This window comes from Streptomyces sp. NPDC086554 (genome assembly GCF_040686095.1).
Classification (GTDB): Bacteria; Actinomycetota; Actinomycetes; order Streptomycetales; family Streptomycetaceae; genus Streptomyces.
This window is the reverse complement of record NZ_JBFBJK010000032.1, coordinates 38560-52728: the sequence shown is the minus strand read 5'-3', so window position 1 is coordinate 52728 and position 14169 is coordinate 38560. Positions and strand designations below refer to the sequence as shown.

The 14169-nt window shown below is 70.3% G+C and carries 12 protein-coding genes and 1 pseudogene; 4 read left to right on the top strand and 9 right to left on the bottom strand.

The window, feature by feature from the left end; all coding sequences use genetic code 11:
- Window positions 1-161 precede the first annotated feature (161 nt).
- The 7 genes and pseudogenes from AB0O76_RS37500 to AB0O76_RS37470 form a co-directional block, all read right to left on the bottom strand.
- A pseudogene (locus AB0O76_RS37500) lies at window positions 162-320 on the bottom strand (FAD-dependent monooxygenase); the annotation flags it as partial.
- Window positions 321-450: 130 nt separating this feature from the next.
- Window positions 451-1989, bottom strand: a complete 1539-nt coding sequence (locus AB0O76_RS37495; RefSeq protein ID WP_365501069.1) for an alpha/beta fold hydrolase — start codon at window positions 1987-1989, stop codon at window positions 451-453.
- Between the two features lie 121 nt (window positions 1990-2110).
- Window positions 2111-3835, bottom strand: coding sequence for an acyl-CoA dehydrogenase family protein (locus tag AB0O76_RS37490; RefSeq protein WP_365501067.1), 1725 nt, complete (start codon window positions 3833-3835; stop codon window positions 2111-2113).
- The gene (locus AB0O76_RS37485; protein ID WP_365501065.1) at window positions 3832-4449 is read right to left on the bottom strand and encodes a PadR family transcriptional regulator; all 618 of its coding nucleotides are present in this window, start codon (window positions 4447-4449) and stop codon (window positions 3832-3834) included. The genes AB0O76_RS37490 and AB0O76_RS37485 overlap by 4 nt, the downstream gene beginning before the upstream one ends.
- A 137-nt stretch (window positions 4450-4586) precedes the next feature.
- Window positions 4587-5879 carry an MFS transporter gene (locus AB0O76_RS37480; RefSeq protein WP_365501063.1) on the bottom strand — a complete coding sequence of 431 codons (1293 nt, stop codon included), beginning with the start codon at window positions 5877-5879 and terminating at the stop codon, window positions 4587-4589.
- Entirely contained in the window at window positions 5876-7009 is a 1134-nt protein-coding gene (locus AB0O76_RS37475) for a PLP-dependent cysteine synthase family protein (protein WP_365501061.1), read from the bottom strand. Before AB0O76_RS37475 ends, AB0O76_RS37480 begins: the two co-directional genes overlap by 4 nt.
- 111 nt (window positions 7010-7120) lie before the next feature.
- Window positions 7121-7495 carry a hypothetical protein gene (locus tag AB0O76_RS37470; protein WP_365501059.1) on the bottom strand — a complete coding sequence of 125 codons (375 nt, stop codon included), beginning with the start codon at window positions 7493-7495 and terminating at the stop codon, window positions 7121-7123.
- 142 nt (window positions 7496-7637) lie between these two features.
- Between AB0O76_RS37470 and AB0O76_RS37465 the strand changes: the two genes are divergently transcribed.
- Complete coding sequence (locus AB0O76_RS37465) at window positions 7638-8027, top strand: hypothetical protein (protein WP_365501057.1); 390 nt, start codon at window positions 7638-7640, stop codon at window positions 8025-8027.
- Window positions 8028-8266: 239 nt separating this feature from the next.
- Window positions 8267-9517, top strand: a complete 1251-nt coding sequence (locus AB0O76_RS37460; protein ID WP_365501055.1) for a cytochrome P450 — start codon at window positions 8267-8269, stop codon at window positions 9515-9517.
- 25 nt (window positions 9518-9542) lie between these two features.
- On the opposite strand, the gene AB0O76_RS37455 is transcribed toward AB0O76_RS37460, so the two are convergent.
- The gene (locus AB0O76_RS37455) at window positions 9543-10859 is read right to left on the bottom strand and encodes a lipase family protein (protein ID WP_365501053.1); all 1317 of its coding nucleotides are present in this window, start codon (window positions 10857-10859) and stop codon (window positions 9543-9545) included.
- 118 nt (window positions 10860-10977) lie between these two features.
- Entirely contained in the window at window positions 10978-11967 is a 990-nt protein-coding gene (locus AB0O76_RS37450) for a LacI family DNA-binding transcriptional regulator (RefSeq protein ID WP_365501155.1), read from the bottom strand.
- 238 nt (window positions 11968-12205) lie between these two features.
- On the opposite strand from AB0O76_RS37450, the gene AB0O76_RS37445 reads away from it, so the two are divergent.
- The gene (locus AB0O76_RS37445) at window positions 12206-13147 is read left to right on the top strand and encodes a sugar ABC transporter permease (RefSeq protein ID WP_365501052.1); all 942 of its coding nucleotides are present in this window, start codon (window positions 12206-12208) and stop codon (window positions 13145-13147) included.
- Between the two features lie 5 nt (window positions 13148-13152).
- Entirely contained in the window at window positions 13153-14091 is a 939-nt protein-coding gene (locus AB0O76_RS37440) for a carbohydrate ABC transporter permease (RefSeq protein WP_365501050.1), read from the top strand.
- Window positions 14092-14169: the final 78 nt, after the last annotated feature.

The following is a 14169-nucleotide window of genomic DNA, read 5'->3' as shown; positions in this document are numbered from 1 at the left end:
CCGGCTCAGTTGCCGGCTTCCCTGCCGATGTAGAGCTCGGCGAGCCGCGAACCACTGCGAGAACTCCTGGTACTGCCACACCCGCGGCAGGCAGCCGGGCGGACAGCTCCGCCTGTCCCGCCAGTTCACCGGCTCGTCGCCGGGCGGGCACTCCAGGTATGCCGCTGTTCGATGAATTCCCTGCTCTCCGTCTCCAGGACCACGCAGTCCACGGAGGCGGCACGCAGGATGTTGGCAACGGTGAGGCCCGCGGGTCCGGCACCCACGACGACGACTGTCATCCGCACATTATGGCGTGACTCCGGAAGAGGGAGAGGCATGGCCCGCCCGTGACGGGGAACCCGAACAGCACCCCGGGGACGGGACCTTGGACCGCACCCTTCCCGAAGGGCCACCGCCTGCCGGTCCCAGCAGGCGGGCTCGGGTGCGGTCCAACTCCGGGCACACCCCCTAGGCGCGGCAGGTCACGTCGCGTGCGGGCAGCCTCCCGGTGGCCAGGTAGGCGTTGACCCGCCGGTCCGTGCAGGCGTTGCCGTAGTCGCCGTAGACGCCGTGCTGGTTCGCCCCGGGGAGAGTGATGAGGCGGGACTTCGACCACTGGTCGCGCATGCTCCGGGCCCCGGAGTAGGTGGTCCGTGTGTCGCCGGTGGCGTTGACAAGGAGCGCCGGTACGTCGTTGTCGACGACGGTCGGCTTCTCGGCCGGAGCGTCCCAGAATTCGCAGGCGGAGATGTTGTACGTCAGTGGGGCGGCGAAGGGAGCCTTGGCGCGGGCGGCCTGGATGTCGCGCCAGTAGCTGTCGGTCCCGCGGCGGGTCGCGACGTCCCCGCACAGGATGGCGGCCTGCACACTGCCCTGGTGCGAGCCTGCCCGGGTCGTCAGGTAGGTCAGTACTTCGCTCAACTCCGGCCCCGGCTCGACGTGTTCACGGTCGGCGGCCCGCTCCAGCGTCCTGGTCATGGCGGCCAGAACGCCGCGGTTCTCGTCGCGGTCGCCGCCGAGGCCGCCGAAGTAGACGACGGGCAGGGAGTGCTCGTCCACCCGGAACTCCCCGACCTGCAAGGGCTTGTCGGCCGCAGCCTCGTGGATGTGGCGCACTGTGGCAAGGACGGCGCCGGTCGTGGCGCCGAGCCCGTAGGTGTCGTCGCGGGCCGCGGTCCAGGCCGCCCAGGCGCGCAGGGCCCGCTCGTTGGCTCCGGTGGCGTCCGCGAGCAGCGTCTGGCTGTAGCGGGCGGGGTCGATGACACCGTCGAGGACCATACGGTCGGTGCGGCCGGGGAACAGTTCGGTGTAGACCTCGCCGAGGTAACTGCCGTACGAGTAGCCGAGGTAGGAGATCCGCTTCGCGCCGAGCGCGGCCCTGACGACGTCCATGTCGCGGGCGGTGTTGCGGGTGCTGACATGCGGCAGCACGTCGCCGTTCGTCCGCCGGCACCGCTCGGCCAGGTCACGCTGGCGTGCGACGGAGCGCTGGTATCCGGCCCGGTCGGCGCCGGCCGAGAAGACCATCGAGCCGATGGCCAAGGCGCAGTCCAGCGGCGTGGAACGGCCGACGAACCGCGGGTCCATGCCGATGAGGTCGTACTTCCCGGCCACCTTCCCCATGGTTGCGCCGACAGTGACCGGCATGTCGAGGCTCGGGCCGCCGGGGCCGCCGTTGTTGAGCAGCAGCGGGCCGACGCGGTGGGCGCGGTCGGTGGCGCGGAGACGGGAGACGGCGACGGTGACGGTCCGGCCGCCGGGGTCGCCGTAGTCGAGTGGCACGGTCAGGTCGGCGCACTGGGCGCCCGCGGCGTCGAGCTTCTTTCCGGTGGTGTCGTCGGGGCCGAGCGTGCAGTCGTGCCAGTCGACGCTCTGACGGTGGTAGCGCCCGAGGCCCGGTGGCCCCGCCGCCTTGTCGGCGGCCACGGCGGGTATCGCCCCCGCCCCGACGGTCAGCAGCATCGCCGCACCGGAAACAGCCGCCCGCATACAGGTGTTCATCCGCATGCACCGCACGCTAGGCCGCGCGGCTGCTCCGTCTCGCTCCGACCAGCCCCCGAGTCCGTCCTGTGGCCAGCCCTACCCTCAGCCATGCAGAGGCTGAGGGCAGGGAGCGGAGCGGGTGCGGTTACTCCGCCATCTCGTACGCTCCCGACAGCGCCTCGACGCGCTGCCAGACCCGGCCCGCACGCGCCTGGTCGACGACCGGGCGCCGGACGGCGTCAAGGGCCCAGCGCTGCTGCCGCTCGGTGGCGGAGTCCTTGCCGTGCAGCTCGACGGCGTGCGCGGAGAAGTCCCGTACGAGAACGGCGAACAGCTCGTCGAGGACGTCCTCGTCGAGCTCCGTCAGACGCGCCTGCTCCAGGACCAGCTGGCCGTGCACGACGAGCGCGAAGAGCTGGCCGACGGCGAGCAGCAGGTCGAGGTCGCGGCTCTGCTCCTCGTCGGGGGCCGCGGTGGTGACGAACTCGCACAGGGCGTCGGCCTGTTCGCGCAGGCGGCCGACGTTGGGCAGGTGGGCGTACGCGTCGTAGGCCGTGCGCCAGTCGTGGAAGCGGATGGAGCCCAGGCCGCGGGCCGGTCCCTGCCGGAAGAGGAAGTCGTCGTCGGCCGCGTCCAGGCGGGTGGGCACCGGAGCGTACTCGGCCGGGTTCAGCAGGTGGTTGCCCATGAACTTGAGGATCAGGGCGAGGTTGACGTGGACCGTGCCCTCCAGCTTGGGCAGGCCGCGGATCTCGACGGCCGCCTGGGCGAAGTAGTTGTCCTTCTCGAAGCCCTTGGCTGCGATGACGTCCCACATCAGGTCGATGACCTTCTCGCCCTCCGTGGTCACCTTCATCTTCGTCATCGGGTTGAAGAGGAGGTAGCGGCGGTCGTCGGGTCCTGCCGAGCGGAAGTAGTCGACGGCCCGGTCGCTGAACAGCTTCATGCCGACGAGCCGGACGTACGCGTCGGTCAACTCGCGCCGCACGTGCGGGAAGGCGGTGACGGGGCGGCCGTAGAGGATGCGGTTCTGCGCGTGGGTGACGGCCTCGTACATCGCGTGCTCGCAGATGCCGATGGAGGCGGTGCAGAGGTTGAACTTGCCGACGTTGACGGTGTTGAGGGCGGCGTCGAAGGCGGCGCGGCCGGTGTGCAGGACGTCCCGCTCGGCGACCGGGTAGTCCTCCAGGCGGAACTCGCTGACGTACTTCGACGAGTCGACGACGTTCTTGACGAGGTGGTACGCCTCGTGGCGGCTGTCGGCGGCGAAGAAGACGTAGCCGTCCGGGCCCTCGACGTCGGTGCGGCGGCCGAAGACGGAGACGAGCCCGGCGGCGTTGCCGTTGCCGATGTAGTACTTGGAACCGGTGGCCCGGAAGCCGCCCTGGCCGTCGGGCTCCAGGAGCATGTCGGTGGAGTAGATGTCGGCGCCGTGGGACTTCTCGGACAGGCCGAAGGCGAACACCTCGCCCTGTGCGAGGAGTTCAGCGGCGCGGGCGCGCGCGGCGGCGTTGTCGCTCTGCCAGACCGGACCGAGGCCGAGGATGGTGACCTGCCAGGCGTACCAGTAGTCGAGGCCGTAGAAGCCGAGGATCTCGTTGAGGGCGGCGATGCGGGCGGTGTCCCAGCGCTTGTCGCGCTCGTCGTCCCCGGCGGCCGACGACGGCGTCAGGAAGGTCTCGAACAGCCCTTCCTTGGCGGAGAAGGCGAGGAAGTCGCCGAGCCAGGCCCGGGTCCGGTAGTCCTCGATCAGCTGCCGCTTGCCGCGCTCCTCGAACCAGTCGACGGTGGCGCGCAGGAGCCGGCGGGTCTCGGGGTCGAAGTGCGCCGGGTCGTAGGTGCGCGGGTTGAACAGGAGCGCGTCGGTCATGCGTCACGCCTTTCGGCTCGGGGGGTGGGAGGGGTGGTGGCGAGTCGGCGGAGGGTGGCGAGCACGTCGTCGAGCCAGGCGAGCGTCATCCGCTCGTACGCGATGCCGCCGCGCAGCACGACGTGCTGGAGCTCACGGCCGGCGTCGGGCCGACCGGCGGCGGGCGCCCCCGGACCCGTGAGGGCAGGCGCACCCGGACCCGTGAAGTCACGCTCCTCGCCCGCCAGATAGTGGGCGAGGCGCTCGGCGTGCACCTGCTGGTACCGCTCCACCTCGCGGATCAGCGCGGCCGGGTCGTCGAAGGCCGCGCCCCGGATCTTCACGGCGAGATCGTGCCGGACGCTCTCGGGTTCGATCGGCTCGTGCAGCCACGCGGAGAGTGCGGCACGGCCTTCGGCGGCGACGGCGTACTCCTTCTTGTCCGGACGGCCGTGCTGCGGCACATCCCGGACATCGACCCAACCGTCGCTCTCCATGCGCTTGAGCACGCGGTAGATCTGCTGGTGGGTGGCGGTCCAGAAGTATCCGATGGACCGCTCGAACCTGCGGGCCAGTTCATAACCCGAGCCCGGCTGCTCAAGGAGGGACACGAGGATCGCGTGCTCGATCGCCATACCTGGATCTTGCTGTGCAACTAGTTGCATAGGCAAGGGCGACCGCGCCGGTGAGACACGGCTCACCCCCGCGGCTCACCCCCTGGGACCGGGGGCGGGCGGGATCGCCGCCCGCCCCCGGTCAGGTGCGACCGCGGTCAGACCGTCGTCGGCTGTGCCGATGGCGCGGAGGGTTCCAGGCGGCCCGCCCGGTGCAGGCCGTAGAGCGCGGCCGAGCAGCCGAGGCCCACCATGAGCAGCGCCAGCCAGGGCAGCGCGGACATGCCCGCGTCCCGGGCCGCGTCCAGGGCCGCTCCGGTCAGCAGGTTGCCCGCGGTGATCCCGATGCCGCAGATGGTGTTGTACAGGCCGTAGTGCGTGGCGACGAGACGGTCACCCGAGAGCCGGACGATGGTGTCCATCTCGAAGGGGTACGCGACCATCGTGCCCAGGGCCAGCATCAGTGCCGCGAGCGTCGGCGGAACGGCAGCAAGGAGCCAGCGGCCGGTCCCGCCGTCCGGAACGGGCAGCGCCGTGGCCGCGAGCAGCGGCAGGAACGCCGCCCCCATCATCAGAAGACCCCAGGCAAGCGCACGTCCCGGATCCAGGTGCTCCTTGCACCAGGCGGTCACTCGGGTCTGACCGAGGATGGTCGCCAACCCGGAGGCGGCGAAGAGCAGAGCCACGGCGACGGTGCCGAACGCGCCGTCCCCGCCGATGCGTCGTACCTCCAACGGCAAGGCCAGATAGACCTGGAACGACAGAACGTACGAGCCGATCATGGCGAGGGAGAAGAGCAGGAACGCCCGGTTGGCCAGCACACCGCGCCACTGCGACAGCACACCTTCCCGGACGCCGCCTTCGCCTCCTCGGGTACCCCTGCGAGCCGGCAGCGCACGGATCTGTACGACGCTGAGCAGGGCGAAGATCGCCGCCGATACGAGGCAGGTGATCCGGAAGTCGACTCCGGTCAGCACCATGCCCACCAGCGGGCCGAGCAGGATGCCCGCCTGGTAGAAGACGTTGAACAGCGCGAAGGCGTCCACGCGGCGCTCCCCCGCGTCGGCCGCCAGATACGCGCGCACCGCGGGGTTGAAGAGCGCCCCCGCGAAGCCGGTGGCCGCCGATGCCGCGATCAGCGCCGGCACGGAGTCCACCAGGCCGAGCGTCGCGAAGCCGACGGTGCGCAGGACGCATCCGGCGACGATCAACGGCTTGTAGCCGAACCGGTCGGCGAGCGTTCCGCCGATGAGGAACATGCCCTGCTGACTGAAGTTGCGTACGCCCATGACGAGTCCGACCAGCCAGCCGGCCAGGCCGAGGGACCCGGACAGGTGCTGCGCCAGGTACGGCATCAGCATGTAGAAGCCGAGGTTGATGGTGAACTGGTTGGCCAGGAGCAGCTGGACGCTCCGGTCGTAGGAACGGACCTGCGCGATGGTGCCCTTCATCGGTCCCCGCCTTCCACTCCTGCCACGCCTTCCGCGCCTTCGCCCCGGTCCTTGACCAGGAGCGAGAGGGGATCGACCACGTCGGTGCAGCGGGTCCAGCGGTTCACTTCCTTTTCGTCGGGCCGCCCCACCACCTCCGGTTCCGGCGCGGGAACCACCCCCGACAGGCCCTTGTCGGCGCAGAACTGGTCGTCATAGACGGTCTCCAGGTAGCGCTGGGGTCCGTCCGGGAAGATCGCGACGATCCGTGTGTCCCTGGGGAGCGTGCGGGCCAGCCAGCCGGCCACGAGCGCGACGGCTCCGACGCTCCAGCCGCCCGTCGCATAGTGCGAGGCCGCCAACTGCCTGCAGGCCCAGACGGATTCGGCGGGCGCCACCCAGTGGACCTCGCTGAAATTCTCGTACGCGACGTTGCGCGGGTAGATGCTCGACCCGAGCCCCCGCATGAGCCGGGGCCTCGCGGGCTGTCCGAAGATGGTCGAGCCGACGGTGTCCACACCCACGAGTCGCAGCTCGGGGTAGAGCTGCCGCAGGACCCGCGAGATGCCCGCCGAGTGGCCGCCGGTGCCGACACTGCAGACGAGTACGTCGATATGGCCCATCTGGGAGGCGAGTTCGAGGCCCAGAGGTGTGTACGCGGTGACGTTGTCGGGGTTGTTGTATTGATCGGGGCACCAGGCTCCGGGCCGCTCGGCGAGGAGTTCGCCCACCCGGTCCCTGCGTGCCTGCTGCCAGCCGCCGGTGGGGTGGGGTTCGGAGACCATGTCGACGGTGCCGCCGTAGGCGGCGAGCAGCCGGGTCATGGAGGGTTCGAGGCCCGGGTCGGTGACGAGGGTGACGGGGTGGCCGTAGGCCATTCCGGCCAGGGCGAGGCCCAGACCGAGGGTGCCGCTCGTCGACTCGACGACGGGGCTCCCCGGCTGCAAGTCACCGCGGGCCCGGGCGCGTTCCACCATGTGGAGCCCGGGTCGGTCCTTGATGCCGCCGGGGTTGAAGCCTTCCAGCTTGGCCCAGAACCCCCGGTCGGCCGGGGTGAACGGCTCGGACACCCGCAGCACGGGGGTGTTGCCGACGAGCCCTTGGAGGCCGGCGCCTGCGGGATGGAAGTCACTCGTGGTCAGAGAGTGCATCTGGTTCGCTCTCATTTCGCTGTAGAAGCTGTGCGGGCGCTCGTCTCGCACGGCGCGCTTGTCGGGCGCGCCGTGCGGCGGATCGACCGGGGCCGACCGCAAGGGCCGCTTCTAGATCAGCCACCTGCACAGGGCGGCGAGAGTGGTCCGACCGCTGCTCGGCGTCCGGCTGCGCTCAGCGCCGAAGAGCCCGTCGGCGGGTGGCCGGACGGTGGTCTGGGGAGTTGAGACGGCGGGCGCGTACGGCAGGGCGCGGACGGGTGCGGGAGCGGGCCTGCTGGGGCCCGGGGCGGTGACGGAACAGTCCTCGCGCGCCTCCGGCGCCAGGGGCGAGCTCGACACCTGGCCGGAGCGGCTCAGCGCGTGGGCTGCCTCATGTGACGGCTCGGCGGCGCACGGCACCAACGTAAGGAGCAGAACGCTCAGAGCGGTCCAGAAGAGGACGATCCGGTGTCTGAGGCGCGGATCGACGGAGCAGGGGTGCACAGATCCTCCGTGCGGCGGAAATGGGTGGTGGGGGCGGCTGTGAACCGTCGACCATCCCCACGCCGCACACAGAAAGGCACAGGAGGGAGGTCAGACGCCGAGAGGCGCTGACCTAGATACGCAGAACCGGGGATTCCGCCGCATGCGGTATCGGAACGACGAAGCCCCGTACGGCAGATGGATGGACGTGCGCGATGTGCGGCGCCTCGTCCTCGACCGCCAAGCCCAGTGGAGACAGAGCGGGGACATCCACTTCGGGCCCCTGGGGCGGCTGCCCGATGCCGCACTCCTCGAAGGCGTGCTGCCCGCCGTGGTCCCCGTGACCGCCGCTCGGCCGGTCGGTGGCGTCGTGCCCTTGGCTCGCGCCCGCAGCATGTCGCACCAGGACGGAGTGCGGGGCGTCGACGGCCTGCGCCGAGACGCCGTCCGCCGACGCGAGGTGGCCCACCGTCGCATCGGGGCTCGCCGCGTGTGTGTACAGCAGACCGAAGAGGATCAGGCCAAGGCCAAGGAGACGCAGCGGAGCCGCTGATGAGCGACTCCGCAACACACCGGAAAGTGACCTGGCTGTCATCACGCCGTGATCCTAACCGCTGCCCGCGCTCGCGGCTTCAAGATCTCCACGAACATCGCGTGAACAAGCCATTCCTGTCAGGACGGCGCCAGGGGTCCCTGGATGGCATCACAGGGGTGTCATTTCTCGGGGGCAGCCGCGAGCATGTCGATCGCCACACGTCCCGGCCCGTCCCCCTTCGCCGAGGAGACTTCCTGTTGAACACGTCACCGGTGAACGCCGCGGCAGGCCGCACGCACCGCCTCGACCCGGCCGGCGGATGCCCGCACGCGGACAACGCCCAGCTGCTCGCACAGGGCGCCGTGACGCCGGTGGTCCTTCCCGGCGAGGTGGCGGGCATGGCGGTGCTGGGGCATGACGCGCTCAAGGAGTTCCTCGCGCACCCCGATGTCGCCAAGGACGCCCGGCACTTCGCCGCGTTGCAGGCCGGGGAGATAGCCGACGGCTGGCCGCTGCGGACGTTCGCGACGATCCAGGGCATGACCACGGCCGACGGCGCCGACCACCGACGCCTTCGCTCCCTGATGAGCAAGGCGTTCACCGCCCGTCGGGTGGAGGAACTGCGGCCGCGGGTCGAGGAGTTGACCGCCGCGCTGCTCGACCGTCTCGACCGTGCCGCCGCCGCGGGCGACGGAATCGCGGACCTGCGTACGCACTTCGCCCTGCCGTTGCCGATGGGCGTCATCTGTGAACTCCTCGGTGTGGAGGCCGAGCACCAGGACCGGCTGCATCACTTGTCGAGCCGGGTCGTCGCCACCGACATCGGTCCCGAGGAGGCCATGGCGGCCAACCGGGAGATGGTGGAAGTCCTCGGCGCTGTCGCCGCCGCCCGCGCCGCCGACCCCGGCGACGACCTCACCAGCGCGCTGATCGCGGCCCGTGCGGAGAACGGCGACCGGCTCGGCCCGCACGAGCTGCTCGGCACCCTGATGCTCACGATCATCGCGGGGCACGAGACCACCCTCAACCTGATCACCAACGCCGTACGGGCCCTGTGCGCACACCGCGATCAGCTCGCCCTGCTCCGGTCCGGCGAGGTGCCCTGGTCGGCAGCGGTGGAAGAGACCCTGCGCTGGGACAGCCCCGTCAGCTACTTCCCCTTCCGTTATCCGACCCGCGACCTCACGCTCGACGGCACCGTCATCCCCAAGGGCACACCCGTGCTTGCCGGTTACTCCGCCGCGGGCCGCGACAAGCGGGCCCACGGCCACGACGCCGACCGCTTCGACGTCACCCGCGACTCCGCGACCCGGCATCTCTCCCTGGGCCACGGCCCGCACTTCTGCGTCGGCGCGCCGCTGGCCCGCATGGAGGCCACCATCGCCCTGGAGCGGTTGTTCACCCGCTTCCCGGACCTGGACCTCGCCGCACCAGAAGCCCAACTGCCGCGCCACGCCTCCTTCGTGGGCAACAGCGTGCGCAAGTTGCCGGTGCGGCCGGTCCCGTAACCGGTCGTCAGATCACTGCGGGCACCTATGTGCCGCAGTTGCCGGTGGTGGGCTGGTCGGCGAACCGTTGGCCGAGCCACTCGAGCGCCGGGCCGTTGCCCTGGATCGCCGTCCCCACATGGGACTGCCCGGCGAAGGACGTCCACTGCACGGCGTGCCCCTTCGCGCACCAGTCGGCCCGCAGCTTCTGCCCGACCGCGTAGGGGATCGTCTCGTCCGCGTCCCCGTGGTAGAGGAACGTCGGCGCCGACGGCCGCTCGGCCCCGATGAACTGATCGGCGATGGCCTGCTGCCAGTCCGGCTGGTCCAGTGGGTTGGACGTCGTCACGTCCTCGATCGTCTTGCCACGCCCGGCCTCAAGGACCGTACCGACACACTCGTTCCGGACCACGTCGACGAGCTTGCGGCCCTCGTCGTTGAGGTACTTGTCGAGCTTCAGGGCGGGGTTGGCCGCGTCCTGCCCGACGGCGGACATCAGCAGATAACCGGCGCTGTCCCCGCCCTCGAGCGAGTCGGCGACCTTGGCGAGATCGGCGGGCACACCGCCGCTCGCCGTGCCCTTGACCTTCAGTTCGGGAGCGTACGTCGCGGCCATCTCGGCGGCCTTCGCGCTGGCGCCGCCGCCCTGCGAGTAGCCCATGATCCCGACGGGCGCCTCCTTGGCGACCCCGTACTTCGCGGCCTCCGGGTGCCGCTGGGCCGCGCGCGCCGCGTCGAGCACCGCGGTGGCCTGCGCCTTGGCGACCATGTAGGTGTGGTCGCCGGGCGTGCCGAGGCCCTCGTAGTCCGTGACGACGACCGCGTAGCCGCGGACAAGGGCGGCGTTGACGAGCGGCGCCTCGGCCGTCGTGCCGCCCGGGAATCCGGCGGACGGCGCGCACTTGTCCCCGAGGCCGACCGTGCCGACGGCGTACGTGATCAGCGGGCGCGGTGTGGTCCTGCCGTCGTCGGGAACGATCACCGTTCCGGAGACCGCGTTGGGCTTCCCGTCGGCCGATGTCGACCGGTAGGTGATCTTCCAGGCCTTGGTGGGGGTGGGGACGCCCGGTGTGTACTGGAACGAGGACGGCTCAGAGCCGAGGATCTCGCCGGGGTCGGTCTTCTTTCCCGGCTTCTTCTTGCCTGGCTTCTTCTTGCCTGGCCCGTGCTGTTTGTCGTTCTGCTGCTCGTCGTTCCGCTGCTCGTCGTTCTGCTGCTTCCCGGCGCCGGGGGACTGCCCGGCGGCCTGCGCCGAGGGGGTCGCGTCCGTGCTCTGCGCGGCGGCGGACCCGGGCAGCCCGAGCACCGCCACCGCGAGGACGGCACCGGCGGCCACCGGTCGTCTGCGTAACGCTGAGATCATGCGGCTCTCCCAACTCTCCTGTGGGCAAGGGGGGTTGGCAGCACCGTACTGACCCGTCAGTAAGACAGCCATAGGCGTGCAGAGGTCCGTGGTGCGTGCCGCGGACCATGGCGCGTGGCTACCGGGCCCGCGGCGACGCCGTGCTCTCCCGCACGACGAGCCGCGTGGGCACGAGGGTGGTTCCGCGTTCCGACTCGCCCCGGCGCACCTGCTGCAGGACTCCCGCCACGCAGCGGCGGCCCACTTCGGCGAAGTCCTGGTGGACGGTGGTCAGGGGCGGCAGGAAGGAGCCGGACTCCGGGATGTCGTCGAAGCCGATGACGGAGACGTCGTCGGGAACCTTGCGGCCACGCTCGTGCAGGGCGCGCAGCAGACCGAGCGCCATCTGGTCGTTGGCCGCGAACACCGCGGTGCAGTCGGGCCGTTCGGCGAGTTCGAGGCCCGCGCGGTAGCCGGAGTCCGCCGTCCAGTCGCCCCGCACCATCGGCGGCGCCGCGCGGCCGGCCTCGGTGAGGGCCGCCCGCCAGGCGTCCGCCCTGCGCTGCGCGGCGTACGAATCGACGGGGCCCGCGAGGTGCCACACGGTGTCATGACCCAGGTCGAGCAGGTGCTGAACCGCGTCGCGGGTCCCGCCCGCCTGGTCGGTGTCGACCACGCTGTAGCGGTCCCCCGCATCCGAGTCCGCAACGACGACCTGGACGTGCGGGGGCAGCGAGAGGCGGGCGGCATCGAGCAGATGCACTTCCATGATGACGATCACGGCGTCGACGGCCAGCTCGCCGAGGCGGGAGAAGGCGCCGCGCACCTCGTCCTGCGTGGGCGCGGACACCGGCAGCAGGGTGACCGCGTAGCCCTCGTTCGCGGCCGAGACCGCGATCGCCTCCAGCGTGCGTACGTTGCCCGTGGTGGAGAGCGTGAAGGTGATGACGCCGATGGTGCGGAACTCGCCGCGCTTGAGCGCCCGCGCGGCGCTGTTGGGCCGGTAGCCGAGCTCCTTCATGGCGGCGAGTACCTGCTTGCGGGTCTCCTCGTTCACGCCGGGAAAGCCGTTCGAGACACGGGAGACGGTCTGCGAGGAGACGCCCGCGACGCGGGCGACGTCCGCCATGGACGCGTTGCGCTTACGGCGGCCGCCGCTCAGGGTTCTGTCCACTGCTTCCACCGTCTCCTTCACCGGGCGGCAGCCTGCGAGACAACTCTTGACCGCCGTCTCGTAGGCGGTGTAGTAATTCCGGCACCGCTTGTTTACGCAAACATAACACCAGTGGATCCCTGCAGGCATTGATGTTTACGCAAACACAGCAGCACGCACGCCGGTTCCGCACTGTACGAGCGAGGGACGCGAGATGACGACGCTTCAACCGCCGGTCGCCGCACGGCGAAGGACGGGCGGGCCACCCGCGCGCAGGAAGCGCCGTTCAAGCACGCACCGTTCCTGGACCGGCTGGGGTTTCATCGGCCCCTTCGTGCTCGTCTTCGCCCTGGTCTTCCTGGCGCCGCTCGCGTACTCGGTCTACCTCAGCCTCTTCAGGACCCAACTCATCGGCGGCACCACCTTCGTGGGCCTCGACAACTACCAACAGGCACTGCAGGACAGCCAGTTCTGGGACGGCGTCGCCCGTGTGGGCCTCTTCCTCGCCGTCCAGGTCCCGATCATGCTGGGCATCGCGCTCCTCGTGGCTCTCGCCCTCGACAGCGGCCGCCTGTACGGCAAGGACTTCTTCCGGATATCGGTCTTCCTGCCGTACGCCGTACCGGCCGTCGTCGCATCGCTCATGTGGGGCTTCATGTACGGCACCCGCTTCGGCCTGGTCGGCGACTTCAACGACGCGTTCGGCGTGACGCTGCCCGACCCGCTCTCCACCGACCTGGTCCTCGCGTCCATCGGCAACATCGTCACCTGGGAGTTCGTCGGCTACAACATGCTGATCTTCTACTCGGCGCTGCGCGTCGTCCCGAACTCGCTCTACGAGGCCGCCCAGATCGACGGCGCGGGACAGTGGCGCGTCATCACGGCGATCAAGCTCCCGGCGATCCGCGGCGCCCTCGTGATCGCCACCATCTTCTCGATCATCGGCAGCTTCCAGCTCTTCAACGAGCCCGCCATCCTGCAGAAGTTGGCGCCGAACGCGATCACCACCGACTACACCCCGAACTACTACACGTACTCGCTGTCCTTCTCCGGACAGCAGCACAACTACTCCGCGACGGTCGCCATCGTCATGGGCGTGCTCACCATGGTCGTCGCCTACGCCGTCCAGCTGCGCGGCATGCGCAAGGGAGCGTGATCCCCATGACGGGACCGAGCACCACCACCGCTCCCCGGCCCACGGCGCGGCCGCGCACCGCCGCACCGCGCCTGCGCACCCCGCGCCGCCACACACCCGGGCGCCCCAAGCGCAGCGTCCTGCTCACCGTGCTCACCGCCGTCGTCCTGCTCTACAGCCTCCTGCCGCTGGTGTGGCTGCTGATCAGCGCGACCAAGACGCAGGCGGGCCTTGCCGGTTCGTTCGGGCTGTGGTTCGACGGGGACTTCGCCCTGTGGGACAACATCACCGAGACGCTCACCTACCAGGACGGCGTCTTCGTCCGCTGGCTCCTCAACACCTTGCTGTACGTGGTGGTGGGCGCGGGCGGCGCCACCTTCCTCGCCGTCCTCGGCGGATACGCGCTCGCCAAGTTCGACTTCCCCGGCAAGCGGGGCGTGTTCGCGGTCGTCATCGGCGCGGTCGCGGTGCCCACCACGGCCCTCGCCGTCCCGACGTTCCTGATGTTCAGCGAGATGGGCCTGACCGACACCCCGTGGGCCGTCATCGTGCCGTCGCTGATCTCGCCCTTCGGGCTCTACTTGATGTGGGTGTTCGCGACCGAGGCGATCCCCACCGAACTGATGGAGGCCGCCCGGATCGACGGCGCGAGCGAGCTGCGCACCTTCTTCAAGGTCGCCCTGCCGCTGCTCGCGCCCGGCACCGTCACCGTGCTCCTGTTCACCACGGTCGCCACCTGGAACAACTACTTCCTGCCGCTGATCATGCTGAAGGACCCCGACTGGTATCCGCTGACCCTCGGTCTCGACGCGTGGAACAAGCAGGCGTCCACGGCCGGCGGTGAGGCCGTCTTCAACCTCGTCATCACCGGCTCGATGCTCACGATCGTGCCGCTGATCGCCGCCTTCCTGCTGCTGCAGAAGCACTGGCAGTCCGGACTCGCCGCCGGAAGCGTCAAGGAGTAGCCACCGCACGGCAGTTCACGCCCGTACCCGAGCAACCCGAGCACCACCCCGCACAGTCCGAGCACCCCACGAGGAAGT